The sequence below is a fragment of the Brevibacillus sp. HD3.3A genome, assembly GCF_013284375.2.
GTDB lineage: Bacteria > Bacillota > Bacilli > Brevibacillales > Brevibacillaceae > Brevibacillus > Brevibacillus parabrevis.
Window position 1 is genome coordinate 2,704,779 of record NZ_CP085874.1, and the last position, 15,112, is coordinate 2,719,890.

The window sequence follows — 15,112 nt, forward strand, 5'->3', positions numbered from 1 at the left end:
CGCATAGCAACTTGCTGACAGGGAGAAAGTAAGAAAAAACAAATGAGGTGATCACGTGGTAAACGGATTGCAGTTACTCGACCTACTACGGGAAACAGAGAACAAAATGCTGCATCTACATAGAGCCATCGACAGGGTCAGCAGCGAACCGGATTTCAAGGAATCGGTCAGCGTTCTCACCGTAGTGGTGCGCGATTACCAGCTTCAGCTCGACAAAATGAAGCAAGCTCTGGGCAAGATCGAAATCGGGGCGAACCAACAGCCGCCCCAGGCAGGACATAACACCGAAATTCACTGAGCCGATCCAACATGCGAACAGCCCACAACCTGATGACAGGTGTGGGCTGTATGCGTGGATTCCTTATTGCAGATCGATGTAGCGCTTGACGCCGTAAAATGGATACAGCTTGTGCATGTATTCCACTTTTCCGTAGCGAACGTCATCCCCGTTTGCGTGGACGATCGTTCCGTTCCCTAAATAAATCGCTACGTGGGAAACGCGTCCTTTTCCAAGCGCATCATAGAAGAGCAGATCGCCCGGTTGGGCTTGATCCAGCGGAATCGATGTCCCGCCGCGAAATTGTTCTTCGGATGTGCGAGGAAGTGTAACCCCAAGGCGGTTAAAAACGTAAGAAGTAAAGCCGCTGCAATCAAATCCGTCCGGCGTGGTCCCGCCAAGCACGTACGGAGTTTTCAGCAAAGGTTCAAAAATCGTTTCCAGATGCTTCAGGCTGGCGGAATCAACGTCACCAGAAAAAGTAACATCCGGAGTGAGTTTTGGACTCAGGTAAGAGGTGAAGACGTACGCTTCATCATCTTCAAATTCGATTTTTGTCCATTCACTGCCAGTTTGGACGACCTCAACTACATCACCAAATTTGAGCTTGCCTAATACTTTTGCATCGGTGGACGCTTTTTTGCGAACATTGAGAACGTCAACCGTCACACGAGCCTTTTCGCCAGCGGTCAATTCTGCTGGTTCTTCCTGCGCGAAGTCGGAAGGCGCGGTTACGACATCATGAGGAGCGTCGGAGTCACCACTTGTCGACAGACTGCCATCAGGCAAAGACAACGTCTGACCAATCGACAGCTGGTCGCTTTGCAGTTGGTTGACTTGCATGAGCTGGCTCACGGTAGTCTGGTGCTCGCGGGCGATTTTACTCAACGTATCACCTGCTGATACCACATACACTCCTGAGGCGGCGTGGGCAGCAGTAGGCAGCAGAGTGAAGAGGGCGAGGGAGGTGAGTAGCTTCGAAGTAAGTTTCATATCATCGTCTCCACCAATCTACTATTTTCTGCATATCTAGATAAAATTCTAGCGGATTTTCAATGGTAAATCTATGAAAAAATGATGTTTTAAAAAAGATTTCAAAAACTATTGCATAATTGATAGGGAACATGCTATATTACAAGAGTGCCCACGAGAGTGAGCAAAAAATGGAAAAACCACATGGAGCTGTGGTGAAGTTGGAGTTCACGCCGGTCTGTCACACCGGAGGTCGCGGGTTCGAGTCCCGTCAGCTCCGCCATTCTTTTACGAGAAGCATGGCGAAAAGCAAATCAGCAAACATGCCGGTATAGCTCAATTGGTAGAGCACCTGACTTGTAATCAGGGGGTTGTGGGTTCAAGTCCTATTGCCGGCACCATATTTTCATATGCGGTCGTGGCGGAATTGGCAGACGCGCTAGATTCAGGTTCTAGTGGTGGCAACACCGTGGAGGTTCAAGTCCTCTCGACCGCATCAACTGCGAACATAATAAAAGACCCTTAAATTGCTTAGTTTCGTAATTTAAGGGTCTTTTATTTATCGTCACCGCTCCGGCTAGATTCCTCGGCGATTCCGTTGCTGCCTGTACTCTTTTGGAGAATACTGGTGAACCTATGAGCAATTAGAGTTAAAATAGACATGCTGGCTTATTCTATGAGGGGGGGAAGGGATGAAATATTTTCTGCTCGGACATACCTATCCGGACGGCGGCTACATCGATGGCGATGTCGTATTTGACCCTCCGCTTGAAACATACTACCAAGTCGGAGCATGCAGTAACGACCTCAGGGGCTTTTTTTGCATCGGCTGAATTGGCTGCGCTCTTGAAGCTTCATAAATGTGACGTACAGATCATACAAGCAGATACGCGCTACTCCAATGGCAAGAATACCGAGAAAACATATTTTCTCGTTCATGCAGAGCAACGCTTGTCCTGCTTTGACTATCAGCAGTCGGAATACGCGGGCAAGGCTCTGGCTCTGGAGCGGCTGGCGCAGGGCGAGCATCCCGATAGCTTCTTAGTCAAGGGAGTCCGGTCCGTAGTTATTGATGAGAAGTGCGCGGCAGACGCCGATTTCTTTTTTCTCAAGAACGTTGTTCTGGTTGACCCGATCGTGTCGGAGACGCTTGCCAAGTCGATGTTAAACGAGCGCTTGAAGGTGCACCTGGAAGAGCTTGTCATCCAATAAAACCGGGTCATCCGCATGCGTTACAGACGTTTCTTCATCCCGCAGGTTAATTTCTGAGACGGACAGCTCGACGTTGCTTGGTATGAGGTCAATGTCGTACGTTACCAACAGGTGACTACGGGATTTTTTCTGTGAAAAACGTCTCGGCGTTTTTAGGAAAGTGGATGTGACCGCTCATGACCTGTATGCTTGAAAAATTCAACGTGCTTATCGTTTTTAAAATGGAAAGATCCCGGCCAAAGTTTGTCATTGGCCGGGATCTTTTTCACTTCACAACTTTGCGTATCGTGTGTATGAACATAAGTGTTGTACGTAATTAACAATAATGATGTACAACTTGATCATTGCAAACCATTGAATTTGCTTGCCAGTGTCACGGATCGAAGTGTTGTGTGTTTAGACCATTACTTTTCGCACAAAAAGCGCGTTCGGATATTGTTTGGTTTCCAGGAAAACGCGAGGTCGAGTCTTCGTGATGATCTTCCAATGATTAATCCAAACTCTCCCTTTTGGGGCGAGGCGGTTTTGTAGAGAACAGACTAATAGACCATTTTTGGCATCCAAGCCTGATGGCGTGTTCACTTTATTTATTTTGACAACGACACAATCGCCTACGCGCAGATTCGGATTGGTAGTAGAGGGACATTTTAAGGCGAACGTCGGGTTATTGATGGTCCGCAGCACCTGGTTCACATTTTGCAATTTGCGTGTTTGCCGTACGAGTTTGCCAGTCTTTTGATTCACGACGAAATGAATGATTGTAACGGTATTCGGCGGCTTGTTGCCATCCGCAATCGGTGCAGTCAAAACTCCGTCATGCACTTTCCAAACGCCCGCTTGTTTGTACACGACTCCGACGCATTCTCCTTTTTTCAGATTGAGGTTTGGATTTGCCATCGTTTGGATCGCTTCCTTTCTAGTATCCAATACACGTCAAAGGGTGGGGCAACAGACCTGATCCTGTTACGGAAAATTCAACAATAGGCAGGCAAGTTTAAATAGGGGGACTTGTAACGGGGAATGTAACCGCCATTTGTAGTCCCCTGCAATCTTTCATTTAGTTACGGCAAGTATGTTTAAATTCAGGGCCTGTTTGAATAAAGTAACCGCTGCGCACTTGCCCTGCCCAGTTTTGCAAAGCCTCCTTCCACTGAACACTATCAAAAAACTCATTCACGGTTACACCGGTTGAAGAGTGCCAGGTCAGTGGCGTGTAGGGAGCAAGCGGACCGGCATCACCCCAAATTCCTCCTGCTGAAATCGTATCTTGTTTCACAAGGAGCAAAGGGAGTCCGTATTGCAGTGCCATGGAAGGTTCAATCTGCAAGAAGGGGGTATAAGGTTCTCCTTGACCTGTTGCACTTGTTGGCTTTAATAAAGCAGCTGCCGCACCGTAACTGGAGTTGATCATCGTCCGGATATTTTCCAAGGTTGTATTCGGATATTGGTCGGTGTTCGGTATCGTCCTAGGAAAAAGCAGAACTTTTTTGATTTCCTTAAACATCCGAATGATGAATTTTTGCTCCGGTGATAACAGTGGCTGCGATGGTCCAAGAGTAAACAGGTTTTGGTGGCTAAAAAAAACAGGGATTCGAAAAAACGCGCTTGCCGCTTCATTTAAATCATTCATATCAGCGTAAGTCTGTCTATACTCTTCGTTGGATAAAGGTTCCTTTAAAGAGCTATCGGTATATTTTACCTTTAGTTTGTCTTTGCTCAATTTATTTCACCTCCATGCGATAATCTATTCGAAAATGCAGATGGGGGATTGGACAAAAAAACGAATGAATCGTAATTGGTCTGTTCCCCATTCGCGGGGCAAAGGAAAGAAAAGGAGCGAGATGATCGATGGGCAGGAAGCTATTTTTGTTCCAGGGTACACTTGTCCGTTGCCGACTTTTTGTTTCCAGCATTTGTTGATAGAGGAGGTGACAAGCGATGGCAGTAAAAAAATCTTCCCCTGTCAAGAAACTGAAACTGAAGCATAAACCTAAGAGAATCCGCGCGCGAGTGATTCGTCTTGAAAGATTCTCCTTGAGCGGCAATGTAGGTGGGGCCAAGTCCTTTCAAATCGCCCCGAAGCAACGAAGGAACATTCAAGTGATCACAGTCGGGATCATTTCTTCGGCTTTTCTCGTGCTGAACGCTGCACGTTTTCATTTCCAAAACCGGAGTATACGACTGAGAGTGCAAGTGCGGGGAGCGCAAGCCTTTTTTCAGTCAACGTCCAGCAAACAGGATTTTCCGGGACCGAACAAAGTGCTGTTTGTTGAATCGGAGGAAGCGCGAGCAGTGGAGCTTGTGATTTCGGCTGTAAACGTCGGCAATAGCCCTGCTTTCCTGCATCCGCAAGATGGCTGGTGGCTGGATTTTCTCATCAACAAGCAAGGCTAGAGACGAAGGATTTTTACGATAGAGCGGATCTTCATGATGGGAAGACAGCAAGCTCAGCAAAATGGTCAGATGATTCGTACAACAAAAAGAGTAATAACCTCAAACTGACTACGGTCAGTTTTTTGTTGCTGCTTACATTTTCGCATGGTATTATGTTTTTGTTCCAAAAACTGACTGTGGTCAGGTATTGAGAGAAGTCATTCGAAAGGTGGGACGTTTGTGAGCCGAAGAGAAGAGATTAAAAAAGTCGCGGTCAGTCATCTTCTGCAGTACGGGTTCGAGGGAACGAAGCTTGCGGATATTGCCGATGCGGTCGGGATTAAGAAGCAGTCGATGTACGCGCATTTTGCCAGCAAAAAAGAGCTTGTCATAGAGATTCACGAGGAAGCGACCAAGCAGGAGATGGCTTTTCTGACCTCTTTCTTCGATGAGCACAAGGGGGAGCCGATGCGCCCGCTGCTTGATCGGTTTGTGATCGAAATGAAAGACCGCTATCTGGACAATCAAAATGTCAAGCTGATGTTTCTGATGGCTTTCATGCCTCCGGAGCAATTGCGGGAGCTGTTCATTACGATGTATGAATTGTACTCGTATCACTTGCTTCATTTGTTGGAGCTTGCTTTCCGGAGAGATTCGACTATTCAGGCCGACGCCAAGGCGAGCGCTTTGGCTGTGCATACCATTTACGAAGGGGCGACGGCCAAGCTCATTTTCGAAAATCCGGATTATTTTCTCCATGTGACAAATACGACCTTTTCCTTGCTATGGCGAGGAATTGTTCCGGGCAGCGACGGGCGGGAAGAGTGAGTCTGCCCAGTTTCAGCTAATCGAATAGAGGTGCAGGATGAATACAAATCAAGATCATAACCAGTTGTTGTCTTTGGAAACCGATTCTGTGGGGAAAGTTTTTGTCCGTTACTTGGTTCCTTCTGTCATCGGTATGCTCATGATGTCAGTGAACGTTGTTGTGGACGGCATTTTTGTCGGGCAACGGCTTGGTGAAGTGGCGCTTGCTGGTGTCAACGTTGCATTTCCGCTGTTCTCCATCTATTTTGCCTTATCGTTGTGGATCGGCATCGGAGGGGCGACGATTTGCTCGCGTCATTTGGGAGCCAAGCAAATCAAGGAGGCACGCTCCGTATTTACCCATTCGTTGACGCTGATTTTCGGCTTGACGTTGCTGCTGGCAGCGCTCGCTTTCCTGTTCCGCGAGCCGTTGGCTGTCTTTCTCGGGGCGAACGACGATACGTTGCCTTATGTGAAGGAATACATGAACGTACTGCTGGTCGGCGGGTTCGCCATTACTGTGCAAAACACGTTCAGTGTCTTCGTCCGCAACGACGGCAACCCGAATCTGGCGATGATGTCACTGCTCGTCACCGCATTTTTCAATATTGTTTTGAACTATGTGTTTCTGTTTGTGCTCGATTACGGAGTAGCGGGCTCAGCACTTGCGCTCGTCATTGCGGCGACCTTGGGAGCTATCGTGCTGTCCCTGCATTTTTTGCGCAAGGATACGGCATTGCGTTTCGCCGTTCCGCGTTTTTCCCGGGAACTGGCGAAAGAAACGTTTACGATTGGCTTCCCCAGTTTTGTGGCGGAAATCGGCATCGCTGTCTTTACCGCAGGCTATAACATGGCGATGGTCCGCTGGGCAGGGACGGTGGGCGTATCCGCGTTCTCGATCTTGAATTACATACATAGTGTCATGCTGATGACGTTTCTCGGGATGGGCTCGGCCATCCAGCCGTTGATCAGTTATTATCGGGGAGCGAAGCTGGTGGAGCGGCAAAAGGCGACAATGAGGATCGCCGTTCGCACCGCTTTTGGAACCGGGCTTGTTGTATTTCTGATCGGGCTGGTCGCCGCGCACGGCATCGTCGCAGCATTCGGTTCGTTCGCCGAAGAAGTGCAAGAGCTGGCTGTTACGGGCATTCGCCTGTTTTTCGCAGGGTATTTGTTCATGGGCATCAATTTTGTCATGATGACATATTTCCAGGCGACTAATCAGGTGCGGATGGCAACATGGATTACAGTAGCCCGTGAAATGCTGCTGATGGTCGCCATTTTGCTCACGTTGCCTCATTGGCTCGGCACATCGGGGATATGGCTGGCGATTCCGCTTTCGGAGCTGATCGTCTTGCTGACGGTCTACGCTTACGTGCGTCGACGTTCCAGAAGCTTGCCTGCAACAGGCTCGTCCGTGCGCGGAAAATTGGAAGGGTGACTGGTGCCAAGGCTGAAAGAACGAACAACTTACAGGAAGCTTGGCAATACACGCGCTGCTACGCAGGGTTACTTGAAGCTAATATTTCCTACTAATACAAATTTTTTCTTTCCATCCTTCTACCATTTCTGTCAATTGGTCAAAAAGATCGGGGATTTGGCGGCGTAGAAGTGCGGGAGCAAGCCGTCATGCGGCGGAGCCAAGGCTTTTATGCTAAAATGAAGCGACCTGATATCTTTTTTGAAAGCAGGAACCAAAACATGAGCACTACCAAGAAAGCCCCTGTACATAGTCTGATTGCCGATATTTTCAAAACGTTGGCTTTTACGTACCGGGAGATTTTCCTTTTCGAGCTGCTGTACAAGGTCATCACGATATTCATATTCATTCCGGCGATTTCGTTCGTCTTCCACAGTCTGCTTCGGTTGGGTGGATACGCTGGTGCGACGAATTACGAGCTGCTGTCTTTCGTTATGAGCAGGTACGGTTTTTTATGCATGCTGATATTAATTCCTGCCGCTACGATATTGATCTTTTTGGAATTCTCGGTGCAGATTATAATCTCGTATTATGGGCAAAAGAGACAGAGAATCGGACTGATTCCGGCATTTTTGCAATCTGTTTCGTATATCCCTTCGCTTTTCAAGTACGGTTTTGTTGGCTGGGCCGTTTACTTGCTGCTGTTTTTGCCCCTGTTGAGCGCGGGAGGAGGCTCCACCTTGCTGCCTTCCTTGCAAATTCCGAACTTTATTTCGGGAGAGCTGTTGAAAACGGGCTGGGGAACGCTGCTTTATGCAGGGGTGTTTGCCGTCCTGACCTTTTTCAATATCAGGTGGACTTTCCTGTTGCATATGATCGTCATCGAGGGAACGAGCAGCTTCCGGCAGGCCGCCAAAAGAAGCGCAGCGATCCTGAGAAAGAGCTACCTGAAAATGTTTGTGGTGCTGCTGTCCGTTTTTCTGTTGTTTATCATCGTCGTAGTCTTGATCCTGGCCGTAGTGATTTTCCTCTACGTCATGTTGCCGCAAGGGGAAGCTTTTGCCGAAACGGCGCGATCTGTCGTATCGAAGGGCGTTGTCATTGCGTTGTACCTGGCGATTTTGTTTGTATCGCCCATTTACATCACCACGCTGACCCGTATATACATGGCGAAAGCGGACCCGCGGCATGCCGTCTTGCAAATGCCGGAAGGAAGCGCCGTTGAAAACCGTTCACCCCAGAGCTATCAGCTGTTTCACAGGCATGGAAAAAAGCTGATTGCGTTCGGGTCGATCATCGCCTTCGGAACGGCAATGGTGCTGGCTCCCGCCCTCAGCGAAGTGGCCCCTGGCGAGCAAAAGTTGACGGTGATGGCCCATCGCGGCTATGTTGCGGAAGGCCCCGAGAATACGATCGAAGCGATTCAAGGCGGGATAAATGCTCGCGCGGATTATGCAGAAATAGACATCCTGGAAACGAAAGACGGGCAACTGGCTGTCATTCACGACACCAATCTGAAAAGACTGACGGGGCGCAACGCAGAAGTGTATGAGTTGACGATGGATGAGCTAAGGCAGCTTGAGGTCAAGCAAGGCACTTTCACAAGCCGGATCAGCACCCTCGAAGAAGTCATGCAGGTCGCTCGCGGAAAAATCAAGCTGAATATAGAAGTGAAAACACACGGGGAAGAACGCGACCTGGTCAACACATTTATCAAGACCATCCGCGCCAATGATTTTCAGAACGAATGCGTCGTCCAGTCGCTGGATTATGGAATCGTTCAGGAGTTAAAAGAGGCGGCTCCAGAGCTTCAGGTCGGGTTCATCATGTTCGCCGGGGTCCCTGATCTGGAACAGCTCCATGCCGATTTTGTCGTCATGGAAGAATATATGGTCAACGAATCCATCGTCGCTTCTGCCAAACAACATAACAAACCTCTCTACGTATGGACGGTGAACGACAGGGACAATATGGAGCTTTTTTTCAGTATGGGCGTGGATGGGATTATCACGGATGAGCCGGAGGAAGCGTTGTCCGTTGTGGAAGAGCTGAGAAGTGGATCTGTGGTTTCGTTCACCAATTGGCTGACTTTCCTGCGGATTTAGCGAGCAAAGGACAGTCCGCGCAGATGCAGTCTGATTTGATAACGATTATTTCCAATAATCGGATATATCTGCTTCTATGTGCCGTTCTATCTTTTGTTGTTGGACGGAGGTGGAGTTTGTAGAACTCGTAGAAAAGACGAGTGCATCTACATTGTGGCGCTTGTCCGATAATTTTCTTTGACTCGAAAACGATTTGTGTTACAATAACAAAGGCGATTGAGACGGAAACAGTCTTGATCACACCAACTTTCGCATTCTCTAACAGATTGCCTGGACGCGGTCCAGGTTTTTTTATGGGTTTTTCACAAAAATGCATCTGTACAAAATAAAAAGGGGCTGTCCCACAAGTCGATTTTCGGCTGAGGGACACCCCTTGTTTAGTGAGGGGCGTCTATTTTTTCGACAAATTTTAACACAAAATGCCAAGAAGCTTAACGATACTGGTATAAAATACCCATATAACGCAATCATTTGAGAAACAATGAGTAATTATTCCTAGTTATGTCTGCGGTTAAGGCAGAAGATGATGCAACGTAATAGCGGCTTTGCGTAAGTAAGAGATTAAGAAGTATCAGGCTTAGAAGATCAGGAGGGAAAGCGCCTTGTTAAAGACAACAAGAAGCCTGTGGAGCAAAGTTTCAATGAGCTCGAAAAAGAGCATCGTTGCAGAGACGGAAATAGTTCCTTTCTCAACACAATTGGCCAGTTCCGCTTTTGATGAAAGAATCGAAAAGTTTGTGGCGTGTACAGAGGAAATTAACGAATTTGTGTTTGCCTCTTCCTCGGAACTACTGGAGGAAATCAAGGGCGTTCGAAATGGAATCGATCAAATCTTTTTGGCTACCTCGGAGCTTGCCAAAGGAGCTGTCAATAATTGCAATTCCATTGAGCGGGCTGCTGTTTCCGGCAAGAGTATTCTGGATATTATTGAAAAGATTTCAGGCGATTTGACAACGTCTGCCATCATGGTCAGGCAAGTGAATCAAGCGATTGAGGAAGGCAACTTGATGATTGAGAAGCAAAAAGAAACCATGAGAATAAACATGATGGTCATTGAAAATCTGGTCGCTTCCATGAGTAATGTGAAGCAAAAAGCCAGTCAAATCGAAAAAATTACCAAACTAATCGATGAGATTGCTCAGCAAACCAATCTTCTCTCCATTAATGCTTCGATTGAGGCTGCACGAGTTGGGAAGAACGGGAGCGGGTTTGCTGTGGTAGCCAGTGAAATCCGCAAGCTGTCGGATGATTCTAAGAAGCAAGCGACTGGGATTAATAAGATCATTTTCGACATTAATGAAGCAATTGGCATTACGTATTCGGAGTTTGAAACCATTAATGAGATTGTACATGATCAGAATGAAGTAGTGGCTAACGTTACTGCTTCTTTTGCTACCATTGGTCACTCCGTTATTCATATCGATGAAGATATCCATAACACGATGCGCGAAATGAGAAGCTTGAATGAAAATATGCAGCATGTGCAAGCTTTATTCGAAAATATTGGGGCAGTTTCTCAGGAAACGGCTGCTTCTACGGAACAAGTGTCAAGTACCATAGCGGAGCAGTCTGGGTATATCAAAAGTGCTAGTATCAAAATTCAAGAACTGAACAATATGGCAGAAGAGATGCGCCGAGTTGTAGAAGAGTTCAAAGAAATCTAAATAGGTGAACCAGCGTTGTTCACAAACCAAGGAGGAAGAACAAATGAAAGAAGGTTCAGGGACGTATCGGATGATTGTGGACAAAGAGACTCGTATCTTTATTGCTTTTGCCGAGGGGCTTTTTGATTTGGAGCAGGGCGGGGCTTTCTGCATGGAGTTTATGAATACGGCCAATCAAATTCCGAACCAAAGCGAATACGCACTGATTGTGGATGTCAAGGACGTCAAACCATCCTCTACAGAGGTACAAACCGCTCTCGTCAACGCCTTGACTCTTTATGTGTCGGACGACTTTTCGTTCAAACATAGATTTATGACCAAATTAACCTCTGCAATCGCCCAATCTCAAATTGCGAGACTGACGAAGCAAATTCCCGATTTTGACCGTAAGCTGATGTTTGTCAATACCAGAGAAGAAGCGTTAAGTAGGCTAGCGGATATTAACAAAACTTTGTGGAGAAAGTAGACGTTGGTTTCGTGACGACTTTCGCTTCATAATCGAGAGCATAAGCGGATTGGGAGGCAACAATGGGAGATACGTACAAGTTTGAAATGATCGCCAATCTGTTCGCTTTCGTGTTTGGGAGGATTATCCATTTGTGCGGCGAACTGATCATCAATAACGATCAGGGAGGTGGAGGTTGGCTATGTTCCAAACCTTGGACCATTTTGTAAAATCGTGGGAGTACGAAGCCGCAGCAACACAAAGAGTGCTCAATCATCTGACGGATGAGTCGCTGAAACAGGAAATCACTCCGGAGAACTGGAATTTGGGACGCACGGCCTGGCATACGGTAGCGGCCATTCGCATCATTACTTCCAATACCGACTTAACATTTGAAGCTACAGAAAAAGATTGGCCTGTTCCTACTTCGGCGTCATTCATAGCAGAGCGTTACCAGCAAGCCAGTCATGCCTTTGTGCAGGCTGTACAAACGCAATGGAGCGACGATGCTTTGCAAGAACGGATAGATTTTCTCGGTCAAAAAATGCCCAATGGAGCGCTCTTGATGTTTTTGATTTTGCACCAAAGCCATCATCGCGGACAAATGACCGTTTTGATGCGACAGGCAGGTTTAACCGTTCCAGGGATTTACGGCCCGGCAAAAGAAGAATGGGCGATTTTCGGGATGGAAGCCCCGAAAATGTAACGTGAGTAAAACGGCATATAATCGCAGTAGTCTAAGACTTTATGCGCAAGGTCTTGCACTGCTGCTTTTTTATGTGTGCAGAGAGAGGTGAAAGGGTTCCAAATCGAGGTGGAGCAATCCTCTTTTCTTGAAGCCGTTTCTTGAAGCCGTGAAAAAGGTAGAGGCAACCTGTCTGCCAGCGGAAAAGTTCAAATCCACAAGCAGATTTGTCCACAGGAACTATTCTCGGAGTGAGCTTGACCATCTTGCAGAGCTGATACAGCAGCCCGCTGAGGTGAACCGTATCACAAATAGTGGTAAAGCAAAGAATGGAAGTTGAAATTATCATGGAATGTACGCTTAAAAGACAAGAGGCTGTCCCAAAAAGTCGATTTTCGGCTGAGGGACGCCCCTTATTCATTTCAAAAACGTTGATAAATCAATGTTTCCGCTTGCTTAATGTTAGCTAATCTGCCTTTTTTAAAAAGCCTCTTGCCGTTTTTTAAGTTTTATTCGGAATTAACGAGTTTACAATGAAAGACAATGTTTGCCTATATACCGCATGTGCAGACTGTACATCTCCCAAATGTCCCCCCATGTAAAGATGAATGACACCATGGAGCGAAGCCCAGAATACGCGTATAACTAATTCAGGGGCATACTGGCCAGCGATGAGACCTTGCTTTTGTGCATTGTTGATCACTGTCAATAATTGCTGCATGGCCGTTTTGGTACCATTTAGGCTTTCCTCATCCGGTTTGAAATCCGCGAATGCGCCTCCGAACATCAATTTATAATAACTTGAGTAACGCTGCCCGAACTGCCAAAAGGCTTCGCCTAAATTCTGCAAATGCTGTGCAGGATCAGCAGCTTGCGGCGTTCCGTCTAATTCGTTAGCGAGAAGTTTACAACCGTCCAGATACAACTGCTGAGCCAATCCCTCTTTATTGACAAACAAGTTATAAATGATTTTTGTCGAGCAACCCATTTGCTGCGCTACTTTACGTACCGTAACGGCTTCCGGACCTTCTTCTTGCAAGAGCATTGCAGCAGCGTCAACAACGAGCTTGCGGAGATTTTCAATATTTTGCAAGCGGGCTTCTTGGTAAGTTTTCAACACTCGTGAGTTCGCAGTGGAGGAGATATCTTGATCGCTAATAATCATCACCTTCGGTTATCAGGTTTTCGTCAGGAAACAAAGTTTCTGACGCTCTTGCAAGGAATTTTATACAGTTGTTAAGCGATTGTCAATGAGACGGCAGATGTTCAACGATATTCAAAGAGCATGTTGACTTTCTAATAAAGCACGGATACAATGAGATCGAATAGAAACACTGTTACCAAATGAAAAGATTGTTGTTGCGTCCCTTGAGCATCGGCAATAGTAACTTTTGCTCATTCGGTAACGGTGTTTCCAAAATAAAACGAAGTATCTAAAGGGAGAGTGGCGTTATGAAGATTTAAGGTAAATGGACGCGCATCATGGGAGCTTCTTCGGTATTGGAGAGCCATTCGCGAGGCAACTGGCCAAACAAGAAAAACGTTTAGCATCAAAGCCGAGGCTATAGTTATGGATCTTGCGAGAGAGGGAACCCAGCTTTAGCCGAAACTGGAGAAGCATTCACGCTCTTAGCTTGATAAAAGCAATATTTTGGAAGTCAAAATCTAAAATCACGCTTAAATGAAAAAAGGAGTCACGCTAATGCCTAATACACAAGTTCGATCCGTTACATCTGCTGGAGAAGTGAATCGCCCTAAACGCTCACGATTACGTGCGAGGATATACAGATGGGGGCTATCGCTGCTCGCAGTGCTCGTTCTAGGAATACTCGTTTTCTTGCTTGTACCTTCACCGATCCAGCCTGCAAAATGGTTAGCACCGACGGCTCCGTCTTTTGAGGAAACGGGTCCGTGGAAACAAAACAGGAAACTCAGCTCGGCTCAGCTTGTGACTGATGCTCCGCAATTCCCTGAATTTATTACATTCGATAAAGCAGGTCAGCTATATACAGGAGATTCGGATGGGAAAATTTACAAGGTTCCTTTCGATGCAGAGGGGAATCCGCAAAAAGCCCAACTTTTTGCAGACACCAAAGGAACCCCTAATGGGCTTATATTCGATGCCAAAGGCGATTTGATCGTTACTGACATCAAGAGAGGACTACTTTCCATTAATCCATCCGGGAACATAGAGGTATTGGCTGATCAAGTGGATGGTAAGCCGATCTATCTAGCTAACGAGCTTGATATTGCCAAGGACGGCTCCATTTATTTTTCGGATACTTCGAATTATGGTAGTGTAACTTTCAAAGAAATTGCCGAGAACAAGCCGCATGGTCGTTTGCTGAAGTACGATCCAAAAACCAAGCAAACGACCGTCTTGTTAGAAAACCTTTATTTTGCAAACGGAGTTGCCTTGTCTGCGGATGAAGATTTTGTGTTAGTGGCCGAATCGTATCGTTATCAATTAACCAGATACTGGATTAAAGGACCGAAGAAGGGTACATCTGATATTTTCGCAGATAATCTCGCAGGCTTTCCAGACAACATTACGCGTGATGATCAAGGTCATTTCTGGGTAGGTATTTACACGACTCGCATTTCTTTTGTAGATCAGATGCATAGCAATCCTTGGCTAGCCAGTACCATGGCCAAATTGCCGGAGTCGCTGCTTAGCGGGGCTAGCGCACCGGCAAAGCATGGGCTTGCTGTAGAGCTCAGCCCGCAGGGGGAGCTGATCGGAAGCTGGCATGATCCGGAAGGCAAACTGTATGGCGTAACTACGGCTGTAAGCCATAACGGATATTTATATATAGGAACGGCACCGGGAGGCAGCAAGGGTGTTCATCGCGTGCTTTTAACAAAATAATGTTTGGATCTTGGCACGATCCACAGCTCCCAAAAGACGGCGATTCGCACGATCACGATACTGCGCGGGCGGAAGTGAGAGCAGTGGGGCGCGCTGTGCCGTGCCGTAGCAGTATCAGTATCACCCGATTAATCCATTAAGCAAAGAAGCATCCTGTATGATTTCCAAGAGTTGGGATGTTTGACCCTGTTGCCAATCTTTTCATGTGATACAATAAGCTGAACGGGTAAGAGGAAAGCTCTACCAGATTGATTTGCAGACCATTCCGGCTGAAACGCACTGC

The 15,112-nt window shown here is 46.9% G+C and carries 14 protein-coding genes and 3 tRNA genes; 13 read left to right on the top strand and 4 right to left on the bottom strand.

The genetic code is table 11. The annotated features are described in order from the left end of the window. The first annotated feature begins 55 nt into the window (after window positions 1–55). Window positions 56–298 carry a hypothetical protein gene (locus HP435_RS13375; protein WP_063227052.1) on the top strand — a complete coding sequence of 81 codons (243 nt, stop codon included), beginning with the start codon at window positions 56–58 and terminating at the stop codon, window positions 296–298. A 63-nt stretch (window positions 299–361) separates the two neighbouring features. Here HP435_RS13375 and HP435_RS13380 read toward each other — a convergent pair whose 3' ends face one another. After that, complete coding sequence (locus HP435_RS13380; protein ID WP_122963463.1) at window positions 362–1,270, bottom strand: C40 family peptidase; 909 nt, start codon at window positions 1,268–1,270, stop codon at window positions 362–364. 185 nt (window positions 1,271–1,455) lie between these two features. Here HP435_RS13380 and HP435_RS13385 point away from each other — a divergent pair. From HP435_RS13385 to HP435_RS13400, 4 genes are all read left to right on the top strand, one after another. Then, window positions 1,456–1,532 (top strand) — tRNA-Asp (locus HP435_RS13385). 42 nt (window positions 1,533–1,574) lie between these two features. Next, window positions 1,575–1,650, top strand: a tRNA-Thr gene (locus HP435_RS13390). A gap of 11 nt (window positions 1,651–1,661) precedes the next feature. Beyond that, window positions 1,662–1,745, top strand: a tRNA-Leu gene (locus HP435_RS13395). A 245-nt stretch (window positions 1,746–1,990) separates the two neighbouring features. After that, window positions 1,991–2,461: an imm11 family protein gene (locus HP435_RS13400; protein ID WP_173598824.1), complete on the top strand. Its 471-nt coding sequence runs from the start codon at window positions 1,991–1,993 to the stop codon at window positions 2,459–2,461. A gap of 396 nt (window positions 2,462–2,857) precedes the next feature. On the opposite strand, the gene HP435_RS13405 is transcribed toward HP435_RS13400, so the two are convergent. Together HP435_RS13405 and HP435_RS13410 are read right to left on the bottom strand one after the other, a co-directional pair. Next, window positions 2,858–3,358, bottom strand: coding sequence for a hypothetical protein (locus HP435_RS13405; RefSeq protein ID WP_173598825.1), 501 nt, complete (start codon window positions 3,356–3,358; stop codon window positions 2,858–2,860). A gap of 160 nt (window positions 3,359–3,518) precedes the next feature. Then, a complete protein-coding gene (locus HP435_RS13410; protein ID WP_173598826.1) occupies window positions 3,519–4,181 on the bottom strand; it encodes a hypothetical protein in 663 nt (220 codons plus the stop codon). Between the two features lie 218 nt (window positions 4,182–4,399). Between HP435_RS13410 and HP435_RS13415 the strand changes: the two genes are divergently transcribed. The 7 genes from HP435_RS13415 (at window position 4,400) to HP435_RS13445 (ending at window position 11,981) form a co-directional block, all read left to right on the top strand. Then, on the top strand, window positions 4,400–4,855 hold the full coding sequence (locus tag HP435_RS13415; protein WP_173598827.1) for a hypothetical protein: 456 nt from the start codon (window positions 4,400–4,402) through the stop codon (window positions 4,853–4,855). A gap of 219 nt (window positions 4,856–5,074) precedes the next feature. Next, entirely contained in the window at window positions 5,075–5,662 is a 588-nt protein-coding gene (locus HP435_RS13420; protein ID WP_173595872.1) for a TetR/AcrR family transcriptional regulator, read from the top strand. 37 nt (window positions 5,663–5,699) lie between these two features. After that, on the top strand, window positions 5,700–7,082 hold the full coding sequence (locus HP435_RS13425; RefSeq protein ID WP_173598828.1) for an MATE family efflux transporter: 1,383 nt from the start codon (window positions 5,700–5,702) through the stop codon (window positions 7,080–7,082). Between the two features lie 260 nt (window positions 7,083–7,342). After that, window positions 7,343–9,166 (top strand): glycerophosphoryl diester phosphodiesterase membrane domain-containing protein, encoded by a 1,824-nt coding sequence (locus tag HP435_RS13430; RefSeq protein ID WP_173595874.1) that lies wholly within the window; start codon window positions 7,343–7,345, stop codon window positions 9,164–9,166. 602 nt (window positions 9,167–9,768) lie between these two features. Next, window positions 9,769–10,830 (top strand): methyl-accepting chemotaxis protein, encoded by a 1,062-nt coding sequence (locus HP435_RS13435; protein WP_122963449.1) that lies wholly within the window; start codon window positions 9,769–9,771, stop codon window positions 10,828–10,830. A gap of 43 nt (window positions 10,831–10,873) precedes the next feature. Beyond that, window positions 10,874–11,296: a hypothetical protein gene (locus HP435_RS13440; RefSeq protein WP_063227061.1), complete on the top strand. Its 423-nt coding sequence runs from the start codon at window positions 10,874–10,876 to the stop codon at window positions 11,294–11,296. A gap of 181 nt (window positions 11,297–11,477) precedes the next feature. Then, on the top strand, window positions 11,478–11,981 hold the full coding sequence (locus HP435_RS13445) for a DinB family protein (protein ID WP_063227062.1): 504 nt from the start codon (window positions 11,478–11,480) through the stop codon (window positions 11,979–11,981). A 481-nt stretch (window positions 11,982–12,462) separates the two neighbouring features. Here HP435_RS13445 and HP435_RS13450 read toward each other — a convergent pair whose 3' ends face one another. After that, entirely contained in the window at window positions 12,463–13,119 is a 657-nt protein-coding gene (locus HP435_RS13450; RefSeq protein WP_122963650.1) for a TetR/AcrR family transcriptional regulator, read from the bottom strand. A 543-nt stretch (window positions 13,120–13,662) separates the two neighbouring features. Here HP435_RS13450 and HP435_RS13455 point away from each other — a divergent pair. Next, entirely contained in the window at window positions 13,663–14,829 is a 1,167-nt protein-coding gene (locus HP435_RS13455; RefSeq protein ID WP_063227063.1) for an SMP-30/gluconolactonase/LRE family protein, read from the top strand. Window positions 14,830–15,112 lie beyond the last annotated feature (283 nt).

Coding starts and splice junctions, on each gene's coding strand:
- HP435_RS13405 (WP_173598825.1), bottom strand. CDS start 3,358: ATGGCAAATCCAAACCTCAATCTGAAAAAAGGAGAATGCGTCGGAGTC.
- HP435_RS13445 (WP_063227062.1), top strand. CDS start 11,478: ATGTTCCAAACCTTGGACCATTTTGTAAAATCGTGGGAGTACGAAGCC.
- HP435_RS13440 (WP_063227061.1), top strand. CDS start 10,874: ATGAAAGAAGGTTCAGGGACGTATCGGATGATTGTGGACAAAGAGACT.
- HP435_RS13400 (WP_173598824.1), top strand. CDS start 1,991: ATGGCGATGTCGTATTTGACCCTCCGCTTGAAACATACTACCAAGTCG.
- HP435_RS13430 (WP_173595874.1), top strand. CDS start 7,343: ATGAGCACTACCAAGAAAGCCCCTGTACATAGTCTGATTGCCGATATT.
- HP435_RS13380 (WP_122963463.1), bottom strand. CDS start 1,270: ATGAAACTTACTTCGAAGCTACTCACCTCCCTCGCCCTCTTCACTCTG.
- HP435_RS13425 (WP_173598828.1), top strand. CDS start 5,700: ATGAATACAAATCAAGATCATAACCAGTTGTTGTCTTTGGAAACCGAT.
- HP435_RS13455 (WP_063227063.1), top strand. CDS start 13,663: ATGCCTAATACACAAGTTCGATCCGTTACATCTGCTGGAGAAGTGAAT.
- HP435_RS13415 (WP_173598827.1), top strand. CDS start 4,400: ATGGCAGTAAAAAAATCTTCCCCTGTCAAGAAACTGAAACTGAAGCAT.